We start from the raw sequence: 15854 nt of genomic DNA, 5'->3' as shown, positions 1-15854 counted from the left end.
GGTGGCCTCCCTGGGTATGTGGATCAAGCTCGGGGTGGTGGTCCACCGGTGTGCCGGTGGGTTACCCGCTTGATGCTACTCTGCGGTAACAAGCGGGTCACCGGACCTCGCGAGTGAGAGCCGTCACCCAGGCAGGTATCTCTCCACTTGGAACGAAACCTGCATTGCGGGAACCCGGTCAGGCGTCGGGGTTGGCCTCGAAGGCCGCCTCGATCATCGGCGCGACGACCGCGGTCTGCCAGTGCCGGGCGCCGAGCCCGGACAGGGCGTCGGCGAACGCTGCCGCCGTGTGCTGCTCCGGCGGTGACCAGATCACGCGGCGCAGGGGCTCCGGCGACAGGACGTTCTCGACCGGGATCTCGTGCTCGGTGGCGAACGCGGTCAGCGCCTCCCGGGTGGCCGTGAGCCGGGCTGCGGCGACCGGGTTGCGCTCGGCCCACGACCGCTGCGGCGGCGGGCCGTCGGAACGCAGGGTCATCGGCGGCAGGTCGGCTTCCGGGATCGCATTGGCCCGGGTGATGGCGTCGAGCCACTGGCGCTGGTAGCGGCGGACCGAGCGGTGCCCGCTGGGCAGGGCGCCGGTCTCGGTGGGCGACTCCATCGCGACCTCGACCAGCACGGCATCGGGCAGCACCCGGCCGGGGGAGACGTCGCGGTCCTGGGCGATCTGGTCGCGGGTCTCCCACAGCTCGCGCACCACGGCGGCGATCCTGCGGTGCCGGACCCGGTGCATCCCGCTGGTACGGCGCCACGGGTCGACCCGCTGCGCAGGACCGGTGAAGTCGAGCAGCGCCTCGAACTCCTCGCGCGCCCAGCTGTCCTTGCCCTGGCGGGCCAGGTCGACCCCCATCAGGTTGCGGACGTCGACGAGCACCTCCACGTCGAGCGCGGCGTAGCGGAGCCAGGGCTCCGGCAGGGGGCGGGTGGACCAGTCGACCGCCGAGTGCTCCTTGGCCAGCGAGAGGCCCAGGTAGTGCTCGACGACGGCCGCCAGGCCGACCCGCGGCAGACCCAGGAGGCGCCCCGCGAGCTCGGTGTCGAACAGCTGCTGGGGTCGCAGTCCCACCTCGGCCAGGCAGGCCAGGTCCTGGGTGGCGGCGTGCAGGATCCACTCGGCGCTGCCGATCGCGTCGTTGACCGGGGACAGGTCGGGGCAGGCGATCGGGTCGATCAGCCAGGTGCCGGAGCCTTCCCGACGCAGCTGCACGAGGTAGGCCCGCTGGCCGTAGCGGTAGCCGCTGGCGCGTTCGGCGTCGAGGGCGACCGGGCCCTCACCCGCGGCGATCGCCCGGGCCGCGTCCATCAGCGCCCGCTCCGACTCGACCACCGGCGGCACCCCGTCGACGGGCATGTCGAGAGGAGTCAGCGGCGGGGCTGGCTTCTGCTCGGGCTCCACCGCCTGGTCGGCGTCGGTGTCGGTCACCGGCTCAACCTATCGGCCCAGCGCGTCCCGGCACTTGCTGACGCTCAGCACCCCACCGTTCAACGACGTGGTCCGGGCAGGGCGATGACGCCTTCCGGCAGCGGCGGGAGGCCCGCGATGGTGCACAGCAGGTCGGACCAGGCGACCAGGTGGGCACCGACGTTGCCGGCCACCGGCGTCCACGAGGCGCGGACCTCCATCTCGACGCTGGCGGGGCGGTCGGACAGCCCCGCGAAGCTCTCGGAGACGACCCGGGTGACCGTGCCCGCCTCCGCGGTGTAGCCGAGGTGGTGGCTCTTCAGCGCATCGGTCAGCCACGACCACCCGACCGCCCCGAGCATCGGGTCGTTGGCCAGCTCTGGCTCGAGCTCGGCCCGGGCGAAGGTCACCGCCCGCCAGGCGCCGTCCCAGGGGTCCGGGACCGACGGGTCGTGCAACAGCACGAACCGTCCTGAGGCGAGCTCGTCCTCGTCCGCAGCGGCACCGACGACCTCGGCGGTGAGCGCCACGGCATACGGCGCGATGCGCTGGGGAGCGGGGACCTCGGTGAGGCGGATCTCGGGGCGCAGCCGCGCCCCGCGCAGGTCGCTGAGCGCCTGCGTGAACTCGGGAGATTGGTCGCCAGGGACCGTTCGGCTGCCCACCATCAGAGGGTATGCCGCGGCGTCGGATATCACAGGGAGGTTGCCGTCCGCGTCGTGTCGCGGTGACCGGTACCGTGCGCGGATGCTCTCCCTGCTCGCGCTCGCCTCCAGCGCGTGCTGGGGGACCTCCGACTTCTTCGCCGGGTTGTTCTCCCGGCGCCGGCCGGCTGTCGCCGTGGTGGGTTGGACCCAGTCGCTCGCGTTCGTCGTGCTGTGCGTCGTCGTGGCGATCCGCTGGGACCACGTCACGTGGAGCGGTTGGCCGCTGTGGTCGGTCGGCGCCGCGGTCTCCGGCGTGGCCGGGCTGCTCTGCTTCTACACCGCGCTCGCCACCGGCACCATCGGCGTCGTCGCTCCCATCGCGGCCCTCGGTGTGGCCGTGCCCGTGTTCCTCGGGGTCGCCACCGGGGACGAGCCCTCCTCCTGGACCTGGGTCGGCATCGTGGTCGCGGTCGTCGGGGTGACCCTCGCCTCCGGGCCCGAGCTGAGTGGCGGGGTGTCCCCGCGGCCGGTGGTCCTGGCCGGCATCGCGGCGGTCGGGTTCGGGCTGGCGCTGTTCTGCATCGACCGGGGCGCGCGCTCCTCCACCCTGATGACCCTCTGGGGGATGCGTGGGGTGTCGTTCGTCGTCTTCGCGACCCTGGCCCTCGTCGTGCGCAGCCGCGGTGGCGTCGTGGTGAAGGAGCTGCCGCCCCTGCTGCTCATCGGCTGCGGCGACATGGGTGCGAACCTGCTGTTCGGCATCGCGTCGTCCCGCGGGCAGGTCAGCGTCGCCAGCGTCCTCGGCTCGCTCTACCCGGTCGTCACCATCCTGCTGGCGCGGCTGCTGCTCAAGGAGAAGCTGCGACGCATCCAGCAGGTGGGCGCGGTGCTCTCGCTCACGGGCGCGGCGATCATCGCCCTCTAGGCCACCTAGAATCTCCCGGTGACCTCCCCCCACGACTCTGCCCTGGTCCGTGCTGCCCGCCGCGAGCCCGTCAGCCACACGCCGGTGTGGTTCATGCGCCAGGCCGGGCGGTCGCTGCCGGAGTACCGCGCGGTCCGTGAGGGCATCGGCATGCTCGACTCGTGCCGCCGCCCCGACCTCGTCACGGAGATCACCCTGCAGCCGGTGCGCCGCCACGGCGTCGACGCCGCGATCTTCTTCTCCGACATCGTGGTGCCGCTGGCTGCCGTGGGGGTCGACCTCGACATCGTGGCGGGGGTGGGCCCGGTCGTCGCCAAGCCGATCCGCACCCGCGCGGACCTCGACCGGCTGCCCGAGCTGACCCCCGACCACGTCCCGTACATCACGGAGGCCGTCGGTCTGCTGACGGCTGAGCTGGGGGCGACCCCCCTCATCGGGTTCGCCGGCGCCCCCTTCACCCTCGCCAGCTACCTCGTCGAGGGCGGCCCGAGCAAGAACCACGAGCACACCAAGGCGCTGATGTACGGCGACCCCACGCTCTGGCACGACCTGTGTGCCCGGCTGGCCCAGATCTCGGGTGCCTTCCTCGACGTGCAGGCCGCGGCCGGCGCCTCCGCCGTGCAGCTCTTCGACTCGTGGGTCGGTGCGCTCCCGCGCGCCGACTACGAGCGCTTCGTGGCCCCGCACTCGACCGCCGCGCTCGCCGCGGTCTCGGGCCGCGGCATACCGACGATCCACTTCGGGGTCGGCACCGGTGAGCTGCTGGCGTCCATGGGCGCCGTCGGCGCCGATGTCGTGGGCGTCGACTACCGCGTGTCGCTCACTGACGCACTGGCCCGGCTCGACGGCCGGTATGCCGTGCAGGGCAACCTCGACCCCGCGCTGCTCTTCGCTCCGTGGGAGGCGTTGGAGGCCAAGGTGCGCTCGATCGTCGAAGAGGGCCGGGCCGCCCCGGGGCACATCTTCAACCTGGGCCACGGTGTCCCCCCGGACACCGACCCCGACGTGCTCACCCGGGTCGTCGAGCTCGTGCACGAGGTCGGTCAGCGCTGACGCACTCAGGCGCTGACCGACCTCGGCATGCCCCCACGGGACCTACTGCGGCAGGACTGTGGGCGACGGGTTCACCGGACGTCGCCGACGCAGGTACCACCACACCGGAAGGCCCAACAGGGCGAACAGGGCGAGGAAGGGGAGCAGCGCTCCGAGGACGGTGAGCAGCACGCTCAGCGAGGCGGTGAACGCGTCCCAGCCGCCCTTGAGCCCGACGAGGAAGCCGGCCTGGTCGGGCTCCTCGACGATCGCGCCCGGCTCGGTGGTCAGGCTGATCTGGATGGGGGAGCGGGCCACGCTGCCCTTGAGGGACGCGAGCTGCGCCTCGAGCGCCTCCAGGTCCGACTGGCGACGGGTCAGCTCGGCCTCGAGGGCGACGATCTGGTTGAGGTCCTTGGCGTCCTCGAGGAAGGCGCGCACCCGCTCGACGCTGACGCGCATCGTCTGGAGGCGTGAGGTGGTGTCGACGATCTGGCCGCCGACGTTCTCGCTGGAGCTCGTGGAGCGGATGACGGTGCCGACCGACCCGAGCTCGGCGATGACCCGGTCGAGCTCGGCGGAGGGCACCGAGATGGTGATCTCGCCATAGGTCGTCGCGGTGACCTTGGCCGACTCGGCCAAGGGTGCGTCACCAGCCGCCGTGCCGATGTTCTCCGACAGGACGATGCCCTGGGCGGTGGCGGTGGTGGCCCGTACCTTGGCCACGGCCTGGCCGATGTTCTTGACCTTCAACGCGATCGAGGCTCGACGGGCCAGGGAGTCCTGGCTGGCGGCGAGGTTGGCGGTCGTCACCGGGTCGGCCGACGACCCGCTGGCGCCCTTGCCGGGGCTGCCGGCGGACGAAGGCGTGTTGCCGGAGTCGGCGGCGCGACCGCCGGACTCGTCGGAGAACCCCGCTTGGGGGCTCGAGGCGGCCGAGTCGGCCGAGCTGCCGGCGCTGTCGTCGCCGGCGCACGCGGCGAGGGCAAAGGTGGCGAGGAGGGCTGCGCCGATGGCGGCAGCGGTGCGGTGCGAACGAACACGGATCATGGCGACTCCCTGGTGGTGGAGCGGGTCGTGGAGAGGTCGTGCGGCGGTGCGGATACCGGTGCGACTCGTGCCGTGCGCTCGACGTTCCCACCCGGTGGTGTCGAAAGAGTCACGATCTTGAAAGGGTGTGGGCATGGTCGGGTCACGAATCCTCATCGTCGGGGGAGGCATCGCTGGGCTTGCCTGCGCTTGGGAGCTGTCGCATGCGCTTCCCGACGCGACCATCACCCTGATCGATGCCGCCGACCGCCCGGGTGGCAAGCTCCGCCGGGAACCAGTGGCCGGGGTCGCTCTGGACGTGGGCGCCGAGTCGGTGCTTGCCCGGCGACCCGAGGCGCTCGACCTGGCCGCCGAGCTGGGACTCGGCCTCGACGTCGTGCACCCGGCGACCACCGCTGCCTCGATCTGGTCGCGCGGCGACCTCCACCCGATGCCCCAGGGGACGCTCATGGGCATCCCCTCGTCGGCGTCCTCGGCGCTCGGCATCCTGTCGCCCGAGGAGGTGGCCAGGGCGGAAGCCGAGCAGCCCTGGGAGGCTGGCGAGTTCGACGACGTGTCAGTCGGTGACTACGTCTCGGCACGGTTGGGTGACGCGGTCGTCGACCGCCTCGTCGAGCCCCTGCTGGGTGGCGTGTATGCCGGTCAGGCCAGGTTGCTGTCGCTGCGCGCCTGCCTGCCCCAGGCCTTCGAGGCGGCCCGTCGCGGGGAGTCGCTGACCGCTGCCGCGGGAGCGGGGGCCGCCGCCGCGCAGCCGACGGCCGACCAGTCCGCGCCGCCACCCGTCTTCGCGGGTCTGGCCGGCGGGGTCGGACGACTCGCCGAGGTGCTGGCCGAGTCGCTGCGGGCACGTGGAGTGACGATCCGCAGCGAGACCATCGTCCGCGAGCTGCACCGTGAGCCGGTCACCGCGGGCTCCGCGGGCTCGGGGGGTGCGACGGGGTCGACGGGCTCGACGGGCTCGACGGGGTCGACCGGGTCGAATGGTGGCGGCTGGACGGTCGTCGTGGGACCGCAGCCCCGACCTGAGCGGCTGCGCGCCGATGCCGTGGTGCTCGCCACCCCGGCGGCCCCGACGAGCCGGCTGCTCGCGCCCCACCTACCGGTGGCGGCGAGGGCCTTGCGGGAGATCGACTACGCCTCGATGGCGATCATCACCCTCGCGGTGGGTGCCGATGGCCCGCAGACCCCGCCCCTCCCCGGCTCCGGGTTCCTCGTCCCTGCGGTGGAGGGGCGCACCATCAAGGCGAGCACGTTCTCGTCGACCAAGTGGAAGTGGACCGCCGACGCCGCTGACGACCTGTCCTTCCTGCGGGCGTCCGTGGGTCGCTACGGCGAGACCACCGACCTGCAGCGACCCGATGACGAGCTGGTCGCGATCGCGGTGGCCGAGGTCAGCGAAGCCCTCGGGCACCAGCTGCCCCGCATCGTCGACACGCACGTGCAGCGGTGGGGCGGGGCCCTGCCGCAGTACACCGTCGGTCACCTCGACCGGGTCGCGAGGATCCGGGCCGACACCGCGACGGCACCCGGGCTGGAGCTGGCCGGCGCGGCATACGGTGGCGTCGGTGTCCCGGCCTGCATCGCCAGCGGTCGCTCCGCGGCGCAGGCCGTGGCCACCCACCTGCGGGCGCGGTCGGCCGGCGCGGGAGGATAGGGGCATGAGCGAGCCGCACCCCTCCAACCCGAACGCCGCCCGGATCCGCGAGATCAACGAGTCGATCCGCTACGCGATGTGGTCGGTGTTCGCGGTCACCGCCCCCCTGGGTGACGACCGCGAGGTGATGGCCAAGGAGGTCGAGGAGCTCTTCGCGTCCCTCGAGGCGGACGGTGTCGTGACCCGTGGCGTCTACGACGTCGGCGGCCTGCGTGCCGATGCCGACTTCATGGTGTGGTGGCACGCCGAGCGGGTCGAGGACGTGCAACGGGCCTACCGCGCCCTCCTGCGCACCGACTTCGGCCACCTGCTCGAGCCGACCTGGTCGGCGGCGGCGCTGCACCGGCCGGCGGAGTTCAACAAGAGCCACATCCCCGCGTTCCTCGCCGACGAGGCGCCCAAGGACTTCATCTGCGTGTACCCGTTCGTGCGGTCCTACGAGTGGTACCTGCTCCCCGACGCCGAGCGCCGCGACATGCTCCGTGAGCACGGCCAGCAGGCGCGCGACTTCCCCGACGTGCGCGCCAACACCATCGCGTCGTTCGCGCTCAACGACTACGAGTGGATCCTGGCCTTCGAGGCGGACGAGCTGCACCGGATCGTCGACCTGATGCGCGAGCTGCGGGCGTCGAGGGCGCGGATGCACGTCCGCGAGGAGCTGCCCTTCCACACCGGTCGGCGGGTGGAGGTCGGCGAGCTCATCGCCTCCCTGCGCTGACCCCTGCCCCAGCTTTATCGGGTCTAGCCAGAAGGTTGACCCTCGCCACACTTCGGAACCGGTGTGCAGGTCAACCTTCCTGTGGAAAGCCAGCTGTCCACAGGTCTTGGGGACGCATCCAGCCCTCCACAGGCGCAGATCGGGGATGCGGCGGACTGTGATCCACCACAGCACCATGCCTGCATGAACCCGCTCCTGGCCCCGCTCAGCACCCTCGACCACCAAGTGTTTACGACAAAGGAGGCGGCCAGCCGGGGCCTGACCCCTTTCGACCTGGTGCGACTGGTGAAAGCCGGGGAGCTCGAACATCTGGCCAGGGGGGTGTACGCGTTTCCGGGCGCCGAGGGCGAGCGGGCCGAGCAGCGACACCTGCGCCTCGCGGCCGGGGTATGCCGTCTCTACCCCGACGCGGTGTTGACGCACCACTCCGCAGTGTTGGCTCTCGGACTCCCGGTCTGGGGCGCGAACCTGTCGAAGGCGCACCTTGCGAGGAATGTTCCGGCCGAGCGGATCGCGCAGCACTGGGTGATCAGACCGCGGCCGCCCTGGCTCGAGCAGGTGAAGGGATCGGTGGGATCGTGCGCCTCGGTGGCGGCCACCACCGTCCACCATGCATTGGAAAGTGGAAGCGTGGCCGGCATCGTGGCAGCAGACTTCGCGCTTCATGAAAAGCGGTTGACGGTGCCGGAACTGGAGGCGATGGCAGCGCACGTGGCGGGTTGGCCACGCTCACACCACGTGACGACGATGTTGGCGCACATGGACGGCCGCAGCGAGTCGCCGGGCGAGTCGCGCCTGCGGGTCGACCTGTCGATGGCAGGCATCGACGTGGTCCCGCAGGTGACCATCACCGATGCGTCAGGAAAGTTCGTCGCCCGAGTCGACCTGCTGGTCCGCGGCACCAATGTGGTGATCGAGTTCGACGGATTGGTGAAGTATCGCGACCGCGGATTCGAAGCACTCGTGGCAGAGAAGGCGCGCGAGGACGAGCTGCGTCGTCTCGGCTTCGTCGTCCTTCGGTTCGTCTGGTCAGACTTGGCCAACCCTGGCCGGATCGTGCGACGGGTACGCGAGGCGATGGCTGCTTCCCCCCACAACGTTGACCTTCACCCCGGTTCCAAAGTGGGGTGAAGGTCAACGTTCCTGCTAGACCCGATAAAGGTGGGGTCAGGCGGGGGTGGCGTCCTTGGGGCGCATCGTCAGGCTGATGCTGTTGATGCAGTAGCGCTGGTCGGTCGGGGTGCCGTAGCCCTCGCCCTCGAAGACGTGTCCCAAGTGACTGCCGCAGTTGGCGCACCGGACCTCGACCCGCTTCATGCCCATCGTGACGTCCTCGATGTACTCCACCGAGTCGCCGGCGAGCGGCGAGTAGAACGACGGCCAGCCGCAGTGGCTGTCGAACTTGGTGTCCGAGGTGAAGAGCTCCGCGCCACAGGCCCGGCAGGCGTAGACGCCCTCGGTCTTGGTGTCGGTGTACTCACCGACGTAGGGACGCTCGGTGCCAGCCTGGCGGAGCACCTGGTACTCGGCCGGGCTGAGCTCGGCGCGCCACTCCTCGTCGGTCTTGGACACGGCGTACGTGCGGTCGGTCTGCTCCATGCTCACGCTGCGACTCCTTCGCGGGACGGTGACGGTGTTTCGTCGGCTGTGCTTGCTCCAGATGGGCCTCACGACCATCTCAACGCAATCGGTGCCCATTCTGGTCCCACCTCTCCTTACGACCCGATGACGGGCGCACGGTGACGGAGGCCCCGGCTAGGCTCGCGCCATGGCGGCCAAAGCAACCGAGCTGGAAGTCCCGGGGGGTCCTGAAGGGTCGCGGTTGGTCCGTGTCTCGAGCCCTGACCGGCTGATCTGGCCCGACGACGGGATCAGCAAGCTCGACCTCGCGCAGTACGCGGTGGAGGTGTCCGACGGCTTCATGGGGGCCCTGGGCAACCGTCCCGTGACGCTCCAGCGCTTCCCCGAGGGCATCACCGGCGAGGAGTTCTGGACCAAGAACCCGCCCAAGGGCATGCCCGACTTCATCAACCCGGTGATGTGCACCTACCCCTCGGGGCGCAAGCACCTCCAGGTGGTCGTCGACGAGCCGGCGGCGGTCGTGTGGGCGATGCAGATGAACACCGTGACGTTCCACCCCTGGCCGGTGCGCACCAGCAACGTCGACAACCCCGACGAGCTGCGCATCGACCTCGACCCCCAGCCCGGGCGCGACTTCAAGGACGCGGTCGAGGCGGCCCTGGTCCTGCGCGAGCTGCTGACCGAGCTCGGGCTCACGGGGTGGGCCAAGACCTCCGGCAACCGCGGCGTGCACGTCTTCGTCCGCGTCGCGCCCACGCACGAGTTCCTCGACGTGCGACACGGGGTGATCGGGATAGCGCGTGAGCTCGAGCGTCGGCTGCCCGACCTCGTCACGACCTCGTGGTGGAAGGAGGAGCGGGGCGAGCGGGTCTTCGTCGACTTCAACCAGGCCTGCCGTGACCGCACCATCGCGTCGGCCTACAGCCCGCGCCCGCTGCCCGGCGCGCCGGTGAGTATGCCGGTGAGCTGGGACGCGCTCGCGGGCGTCAGCCCCGGCGACTTCACCGTGCGGACCGTGCCCGGCATCGTGGGCACGGACGGCGATGCCTGGGCCGGGATGGACGATGCCGTGGGCGATGTGTCCGCGGCGATCGCGTTGTGGGACAAGGACCTCGAGGAGCGCGGGCTCGGCGAGCTGAACTTTCCCCCGGACTACCCGAAGATGCCGGGGGAGCCGCCCCGCGTGCAGCCGAGCAAGCGCCGCAAGGACAAGACGGACGAGGACTACATGCCGCCCAAGGCCTTGCGCGACGCCGACCTCCGCACGGTGTGGGGCCCGGTCGTGCCACCGGTGGCGCCGATGCTCGCCAAGCCGGTCAAGGGCATCCCGACCGGCGACTACCTGTTCGAGCCGAAGTGGGACGGCTTCCGGTCGATCATCTTCCGGTCGGGTGACCAGGTGGAGATCGGCAGCCGCAACGAGAAGCCGATGACCCGCTACTTCCCCGAGGTGGTGGAGGCGGTGCTGGCCAACTTCCCGGAGAAGTGTGTGGTGGACGGCGAGATCGTCCTCATCGGCGCGAGCGGTGACCGGCTCGACTTCGACGCCCTCCAGCAACGGATCCACCCTGCCGCCAGCCGGGTGAAGAAGCTGGCGGCCGAGACGCCGGCGAGCTTCGTCGCGTTCGACCTGCTGGCGATCGGCGACGACGACCTCACCGAGCGACCGTTCTCGGAGCGCCGCGCGCGCCTGGCCGAGGCCTTCGCGAACGTTCAGCCACCCATCCACCTGACCCGGGCCACCGATGACCCGGCGGTCGCGCAGGAGTGGTTCGAGCAGTTCGAGGGCGCCGGGCTCGACGGGGTCATCGCCAAGCCGCTCGACATCGCGTACGTCCCGGACAAGCGCCTCATGCTCAAGATCAAGCACGAGCGCACTGCCGACTGCGTGGTGGCCGGCTACCGCACCCACAAGAGCGGCGACGAGGCGATCGGCTCGTTGCTGCTGGGGCTGCACACGGAGGACGGCTCGCTCCAGAGCGTCGGCGTCATCGGGGCCTTTCCGATGGCCCGGCGCAAGGAGCTGTTCGAGGAGCTCCAACCCCTGGTCACCGACTTCGACCACCACCCGTGGGCCTGGGCGGCCGAGGAGATGGGCAGCCGCACGCCGACCAGCGGTGCGACCTCCCGGTGGAACGCCGGCAAGGACCTGTCCTTCACACCGCTGCGCCCCGAGCGGGTGGTCGAGGTGAAGTACGACCACATGGAGGGCAGCCGGTTCCGCCACACGGCCCAGTTCGTGCGTTGGCGTGCAGACCGTACGCCGGAGTCGTGCACCTACGACCAGCTCGAGGAGCCAGTCAGCTTCGACCTCGCGGACGTGCTGGGCGAGGCTGCCGTGGCCAGAGCCGTGACGGGGGAGCAGTAGTGGCGGCGGCGTCGACGCCGGGCCGCAAGGCGGCCATCGCCGGAGCGGTCACCGCGGGCTCGCTCGCCGCGGCGGGCGCCCTCAGCACCGTCGGCGCGGCGTCCTACTTCGCCCGTCGGGTGCTGACACCCGACCGCCAGCGCCCGGACGACACCCAGATCCTCGCGGTCGACGCCGACTCGGTGACGCTGGGCGTCAGCCCGGACACGCTCTCGCCCGGTCGCTACGGACTCTGGCTCGACGGCGACCGAGGTCACGCGCGGGTGGGGGAGGTGCTCGAGGTGCACGAGGGCTCCGGCCGGGTGCGCCGTGAGCTCCTGGGCGTCGACTTCGGCCAGCTCACCAGCGGCTTCGGCCGCTGGAACCAGTACTACTTCGCCAGTCCACCGGACCGTGCGCTGGGGTTGCGCACCGAGTACGTCGACGTCGACACCGAGCTCGGCACCATGCCGGCCTGGGTCGTGCCCGCGCCCGCCCCGTCGGACCGCTGGGCGATCCTCGTCCACGGTCGCGGCGCGCGGCGTCAGGAGGGGCTGCGGGCGGTGCGCCCCCTGCACGCGGCGGGCATCAACGTCATCATCCCCAGCTACCGCAACGACCTCGGTGCCCGCAGCGGCCCTGACGGTCGCTACAACCTCGGTCTGTCCGAGTGGCGCGACATCGAGGACGCGGGGCTGCTCGCGGTCCAGCGGGGTGCGCGTGAGCTGGTCCTGGTGGGCTGGTCGATGGGTGGCGCGATCGTGCTGCAGACCCTCGCGCGGTCCTGGCTCGCCGAGCACGTGAGCCACGTGGTCCTCGACGCACCGGTGATCGACTGGGGAGACGTGATCGCGCACCATGCGCGAGCCAACGGCATACCCGCTCCCATCGGTGGGCTGAGCCGGGCCCTGATGGGACGGCGGTCGGCGCGCCGGCTCGTGGGCGTGCACGACCCGGTGGACGTGGCGAAGACCAACTGGGTGTCGCGGGCCGGCGAGCTGGCGCACCGCATCCTGCTGATCCACTCGGTCGACGACGAGTTCGTGCCGGTCGGCCCGTCGCTGGCCCTCGCGGGGGCGCGGCCCGACCTCGTGACGATGGAGCGGTGGGACCGCGCCAGGCACACCAAGGAGTGGAACGTCGACCCCGAGCGCTGGGAGGCCGCGGTGTCGGAGTTCGTCGGCTCCTGACGATCCAGCGACTGACCCCGCTCGTGGGTCAGCGGTTGACGAACCAGCGGCTGAGGATGGTGCCGTCCTCCTCGAGGAGGAGCGTCGGCGACGCAGGCAGGTTGAGGTGCGGACCGCGGGCGATGGTGGGGTGCTCGCCGCCGACGAGGATCGGCGACCACGTGAGGTCGAGCTCGTCGACGACGCCTGCCGCCAACATGCTGTTGAGCAGGCTCGGGCCACCTTCGCAGAGGATCTGGCGGAAACCCTTGTCCTCCAACATGTTCCGCATCTTCACGAAGTCCACGGCCTGATCGCCCACCGTCAGGACGAACTCCTCCCCGATCAGGGAGCGCGAGGCGTCCAGCGTGGCGGGGTCGGCACCCTCGCGGGTGATCAGGTAGACCGACCCGAACGGACCGTCGACCACGCTCGGCGGCACCGCGCCCTGGTGGCTGACCACCATGAGCACGGGCGCCCTCGGGTCCTCGGCGCGCAGGGACGGGTAGGCCTCGGCCCGCACGGTGCCCGCACCGACGATGACGACGTCGGTGAGGCGACGCAGCAGGTCGAAGACCACATGGTCGGCCGGCGTGTTGATGCTCCCCGAGCGGTCGTCGGCACCGTTGGCCGCACCGTCGAGGCTGGCCACGAAGTTGGCGCGCAGCCAGCGGCGGGCGGGCGCAACGTAGAGATCCGCGAGGGTGGCGGCGTCGACGTTCACACCGGGGGCATGGGTGCTGGACGAGTCGAGCAGCAGGCGCATGTCCCACAGTGTTGCATTTATCCCCTGACTCCTCTCACTAGGCTGCGCTCGTGCCTGGCTCGCTCGTGGACCGATTCCCGCAGCTCGACCGTGGGCGGTTGGTGCGCGAGCTCGTGCCACCGCCCCGCTTCGATGCCGAGCGCTTCACGACCTACCGACCCGATCCGGCCGAGCCGTCCCAGGCCGCGGCGGTGACCCGGCTGGAGGGGTATGCCGCGGGGCTGGGACAGCGCGCGGGTGGCGGGTGGTTCGGGCGCCGCAAGGCCCCGGCGGACAACGGGCGCGGGATCTACCTCGACGGTGGGTTCGGGGTCGGCAAGACCCACCTGCTCGCGTCGCTGTGGCACGAGGCCGATGGTGAGAAGGCCTTCGGGACGTTCGTGGAGTACACGAACCTCGTGGGCGCCCTCGGATTCCAGCCGACTGTCGAGGCGTTGAGTGGGCACCAGCTGGTGTGCATCGACGAGTTCGAGCTCGACGACCCGGGCGACACCGTCCTGATGGCCACGCTGCTGTCGCGGTTGGCCGGCGCCGGTGTCTCGCTGGCCGCCACGTCGAACACGCTGCCCGACGCCCTGGGCCAGGGACGGTTCGCGGCGGAGGACTTCCTGCGCGAGATCCAGGCGCTCTCGGACCGCTTCGAGGTGCTCACGGTGGACGGGCCCGACTACCGACACCGCGACAGCGTGGACAGCCCGCCGCCGTCCTCCGAGGAGGAGGTGCGCGCGGGCGTCGACACCGAAGGCGGCGTGCTCGACCACTTCGTCGACGTCACGCGGCACCTCGCCCAGGTGCACCCGAGCCGCTACCGCGCGCTGCTCGACGGGGTCACCGCAGTCGGTTGGACGCACGTGCGCCCGGTCACCGACCAGGCCGTGGCGCTGCGCCTCGTCGTGCTGGCCGACCGCCTCTACGACGCGGACATCCCGCTCTACGCGAGCGGGCTCCCGCTCAGCGAGGTGTTCTCCGCGGAGATGCTGGCCGGCGGCTATCGCAAGAAGTACTACCGGGCCATCTCCCGGTTGACTGCCCTCGCGCGGCACGACCCGGGCTGACATCCCTCGCGCGGTCTGACCTGCACTGACAGGATGCAGGAATGAGCAAGGGCAAGAAGGGCAGCGGCAAGAAGGACGAGAAGGCCAAGGGCAGCAAGAAGGGCAAGGACGGCAAGAAGTCCAAGGTCGCCGGCCTCGACGCGACGGTGGCCTCGGACAAGGGCGTCCCGGCGCCGTCGAGCTTCGCCGACGCGCTGCGGGTGGGCGAGGGCTTCATCCTCGCCGACCTCGACACCCGCTCGACCCCCGGCTTCGACGGCGACAAGGCCGCGGGCGAGGAGGCCCTGGCCGCCCGGGCCGGCGAGATCAGCCAGTTCCAGGAACGGCTGTATGCCGAGTCCAAGGGGCCCGTGCAGCGTTCCCTGCTGCTCGTGGTGCAGGGAATGGACACCTCGGGCAAGGGCGGCATCATGCGCCACGTCGTGGGCCAGATGGACCCGCAGGGCGTGAAGTACACCGCGTTCAAGGCTCCGTCGCGGGAAGAGCGGGCGCACCCGTTCCTGTGGCGGATCCGCAACGCCCTGCCGGCGCCGGGCCAGGTCGGCGTCTTCGACCGGTCGCAGTACGAGGACGTCCTGATCGTGCGGGTCCACGAGCTGGTGCCCCGCGCGACCTGGTCCCGGCGTTACGCGCAGATCAACGACTTCGAGGCCAAGGCGGTCGCCGACGGCACGACGATCATCAAGGTCATGCTCAACATCTCCTCCGACGAGCAGAAGGCCCGGCTCACCGAGCGCCTCGAGCGGGAGGACAAGCACTGGAAGTACAAGCCGGGCGACGTGGACGAGCGGATGCACTGGCCGGAGTACCAGGCGGCCTACCAAGCGGTCCTCGAGAAGACGTCGACCGACGCGGCGCCCTGGTACGTCGTGCCGGCCGACCGCAAGTGGTACGCCCGCCTGGCCGTCCAGAACCTCGTCCTCGAACACCTCGAGCGGATGGACCCGCAGTGGCCAGCCGCCGACTTCGACGTGGAGGCCGAGAAGGAGCGACTCGCCAAGTCGTAGGGCGCCCGTGAGCGCGCGGTGGGACCTGCCGCGATGACTTCTGCTGGCGCGCCCGGTCAGTACCGGTGTCGGAGCAGGCTCTGACCACGACCCACGGAAGGAAGCAACGATGCTCAGCGAGTCCAAGGCCTTCAGCGGATTCTCGGTGCCCGACACCGAGGCCGCCCGCGCGTTCTACGCCGACACCCTCGGACTGGAGGTGACCGAGGACCACGGCATCCTCAGCATCCAGCTCGGGGGAGGGCACCGCGCCATCGCCTACCCCAAGCCGGACCACGAGCCGGCGGGCTTCACGATCCTCAACTTCCCGGTGCCCGACATCGAGGCGACGGTCGACGAGCTGACCGCGCGAGGGGTGTCCTTCGAGAAGTACGAAGGCACGCAGATGGAGACCGATGCGAAGGGGATCTTCCGCAAGGGCGGCCCACTGATCGCGTGGTTCACCGACCCGGCCGGCAACGTGCTGTCCGTGATCGAGGACGCCGGCTGACGGACCTGACC

The 15854-nt window shown here is 71.0% G+C and carries 15 protein-coding genes; 10 read left to right on the top strand and 5 right to left on the bottom strand.

The features are described 5' to 3' along the window. Positions 1-178: 178 nt before the first annotated feature. Both ASG95_RS12070 and ASG95_RS12065 read right to left on the bottom strand, forming a co-directional pair. Complete coding sequence (locus ASG95_RS12070; RefSeq protein ID WP_057377619.1) at positions 179-1423, bottom strand: HRDC domain-containing protein; 1245 nt, start codon at positions 1421-1423, stop codon at positions 179-181. Positions 1424-1482: 59 nt separating this feature from the next. Next, positions 1483-2070: a DUF3000 domain-containing protein gene (locus tag ASG95_RS12065; RefSeq protein WP_082592547.1), complete on the bottom strand. Its 588-nt coding sequence runs from the start codon at positions 2068-2070 to the stop codon at positions 1483-1485. A 79-nt stretch (positions 2071-2149) separates the two neighbouring features. Between ASG95_RS12065 and ASG95_RS12060 the strand changes: the two genes are divergently transcribed. Together ASG95_RS12060 and hemE are read left to right on the top strand one after the other, a co-directional pair. Beyond that, complete coding sequence (locus ASG95_RS12060) at positions 2150-2974, top strand: DMT family transporter (protein WP_057377618.1); 825 nt, start codon at positions 2150-2152, stop codon at positions 2972-2974. 18 nt (positions 2975-2992) lie between these two features. Then, complete coding sequence (gene hemE / locus ASG95_RS12055; RefSeq protein ID WP_056920830.1) at positions 2993-4027, top strand: uroporphyrinogen decarboxylase; 1035 nt, start codon at positions 2993-2995, stop codon at positions 4025-4027. 42 nt (positions 4028-4069) lie between these two features. On the opposite strand, the gene ASG95_RS12050 is transcribed toward hemE, so the two are convergent. Next, entirely contained in the window at positions 4070-5056 is a 987-nt protein-coding gene (locus ASG95_RS12050; protein ID WP_057377617.1) for a DUF4349 domain-containing protein, read from the bottom strand. Between the two features lie 133 nt (positions 5057-5189). Here ASG95_RS12050 and hemG point away from each other — a divergent pair, with 133 nt between their 5' ends. The 3 genes from hemG (at position 5190) to ASG95_RS12035 (ending at position 8559) form a co-directional block, all read left to right on the top strand. Beyond that, positions 5190-6710 (top strand): protoporphyrinogen oxidase, encoded by a 1521-nt coding sequence (hemG, locus tag ASG95_RS12045; protein WP_057378883.1) that lies wholly within the window; start codon positions 5190-5192, stop codon positions 6708-6710. Between the two features lie 4 nt (positions 6711-6714). Continuing rightward, positions 6715-7428, top strand: a complete 714-nt coding sequence (hemQ, locus tag ASG95_RS12040) for a hydrogen peroxide-dependent heme synthase (protein WP_057377616.1) — start codon at positions 6715-6717, stop codon at positions 7426-7428. 183 nt (positions 7429-7611) lie between these two features. Continuing rightward, positions 7612-8559: a type IV toxin-antitoxin system AbiEi family antitoxin domain-containing protein gene (locus ASG95_RS12035; protein ID WP_057377615.1), complete on the top strand. Its 948-nt coding sequence runs from the start codon at positions 7612-7614 to the stop codon at positions 8557-8559. A gap of 36 nt (positions 8560-8595) precedes the next feature. On the opposite strand, the gene msrB is transcribed toward ASG95_RS12035, so the two are convergent. Further along, on the bottom strand, positions 8596-9027 hold the full coding sequence (msrB, locus tag ASG95_RS12030) for a peptide-methionine (R)-S-oxide reductase MsrB (RefSeq protein WP_056920835.1): 432 nt from the start codon (positions 9025-9027) through the stop codon (positions 8596-8598). A 169-nt stretch (positions 9028-9196) separates the two neighbouring features. Between msrB and ASG95_RS20915 the strand changes: the two genes are divergently transcribed. Together ASG95_RS20915 and ASG95_RS12020 are read left to right on the top strand one after the other, a co-directional pair. Next, entirely contained in the window at positions 9197-11377 is a 2181-nt protein-coding gene (locus ASG95_RS20915) for an ATP-dependent DNA ligase (protein ID WP_082592545.1), read from the top strand. Beyond that, positions 11377-12546 (top strand): S9 family peptidase, encoded by a 1170-nt coding sequence (locus ASG95_RS12020; RefSeq protein WP_056920836.1) that lies wholly within the window; start codon positions 11377-11379, stop codon positions 12544-12546. Before ASG95_RS20915 ends, ASG95_RS12020 begins: the two co-directional genes overlap by 1 nt. A gap of 28 nt (positions 12547-12574) precedes the next feature. Here ASG95_RS12020 and ASG95_RS12015 read toward each other — a convergent pair whose 3' ends face one another. After that, a complete protein-coding gene (locus ASG95_RS12015) occupies positions 12575-13291 on the bottom strand; it encodes a dihydrofolate reductase family protein (RefSeq protein ID WP_082592543.1) in 717 nt (238 codons plus the stop codon). Between the two features lie 50 nt (positions 13292-13341). On the opposite strand from ASG95_RS12015, the gene zapE reads away from it, so the two are divergent. The 3 genes from zapE (at position 13342) to ASG95_RS12000 (ending at position 15843) form a co-directional block, all read left to right on the top strand. Further along, positions 13342-14346 (top strand): cell division protein ZapE, encoded by a 1005-nt coding sequence (zapE, locus tag ASG95_RS12010; protein ID WP_057377614.1) that lies wholly within the window; start codon positions 13342-13344, stop codon positions 14344-14346. Between the two features lie 41 nt (positions 14347-14387). Further along, a complete protein-coding gene (locus tag ASG95_RS12005) occupies positions 14388-15353 on the top strand; it encodes a polyphosphate kinase 2 family protein (protein ID WP_057377613.1) in 966 nt (321 codons plus the stop codon). Positions 15354-15462: 109 nt separating this feature from the next. Then, positions 15463-15843, top strand: a complete 381-nt coding sequence (locus ASG95_RS12000) for a VOC family protein (RefSeq protein ID WP_056920839.1) — start codon at positions 15463-15465, stop codon at positions 15841-15843. Positions 15844-15854 lie beyond the last annotated feature (11 nt).

It is taken from the genome of Phycicoccus sp. Soil803, assembly GCF_001429685.1.
In the GTDB taxonomy this organism is placed as follows: Bacteria; Actinomycetota; Actinomycetes; order Actinomycetales; family Dermatophilaceae; genus Pedococcus.
This window is presented reverse-complemented; position numbering and strand designations above follow the sequence as displayed.

What these genes read in the sequence shown, in the direction of transcription:
- ASG95_RS12065 (WP_082592547.1), bottom strand. Translation starts at nt 2,070, where the DNA reads ATGGTGGGCAGCCGAACGGTCCCTGGCGACCAATCTCCCGAGTTCACG.
- msrB (WP_056920835.1), bottom strand. Translation starts at nt 9,027, where the DNA reads ATGGAGCAGACCGACCGCACGTACGCCGTGTCCAAGACCGACGAGGAG.
- ASG95_RS20915 (WP_082592545.1), top strand. Translation starts at nt 9,197, where the DNA reads ATGGCGGCCAAAGCAACCGAGCTGGAAGTCCCGGGGGGTCCTGAAGGG.
- ASG95_RS12050 (WP_057377617.1), bottom strand. Translation starts at nt 5,056, where the DNA reads ATGATCCGTGTTCGTTCGCACCGCACCGCTGCCGCCATCGGCGCAGCC.
- ASG95_RS12060 (WP_057377618.1), top strand. Translation starts at nt 2,150, where the DNA reads ATGCTCTCCCTGCTCGCGCTCGCCTCCAGCGCGTGCTGGGGGACCTCC.
- ASG95_RS12035 (WP_057377615.1), top strand. Translation starts at nt 7,612, where the DNA reads ATGAACCCGCTCCTGGCCCCGCTCAGCACCCTCGACCACCAAGTGTTT.
- ASG95_RS12000 (WP_056920839.1), top strand. Translation starts at nt 15,463, where the DNA reads ATGCTCAGCGAGTCCAAGGCCTTCAGCGGATTCTCGGTGCCCGACACC.
- ASG95_RS12005 (WP_057377613.1), top strand. Translation starts at nt 14,388, where the DNA reads ATGAGCAAGGGCAAGAAGGGCAGCGGCAAGAAGGACGAGAAGGCCAAG.
- hemQ (WP_057377616.1), top strand. Translation starts at nt 6,715, where the DNA reads ATGAGCGAGCCGCACCCCTCCAACCCGAACGCCGCCCGGATCCGCGAG.
- ASG95_RS12015 (WP_082592543.1), bottom strand. Translation starts at nt 13,291, where the DNA reads ATGCGCCTGCTGCTCGACTCGTCCAGCACCCATGCCCCCGGTGTGAAC.
- hemG (WP_057378883.1), top strand. Translation starts at nt 5,190, where the DNA reads ATGGTCGGGTCACGAATCCTCATCGTCGGGGGAGGCATCGCTGGGCTT.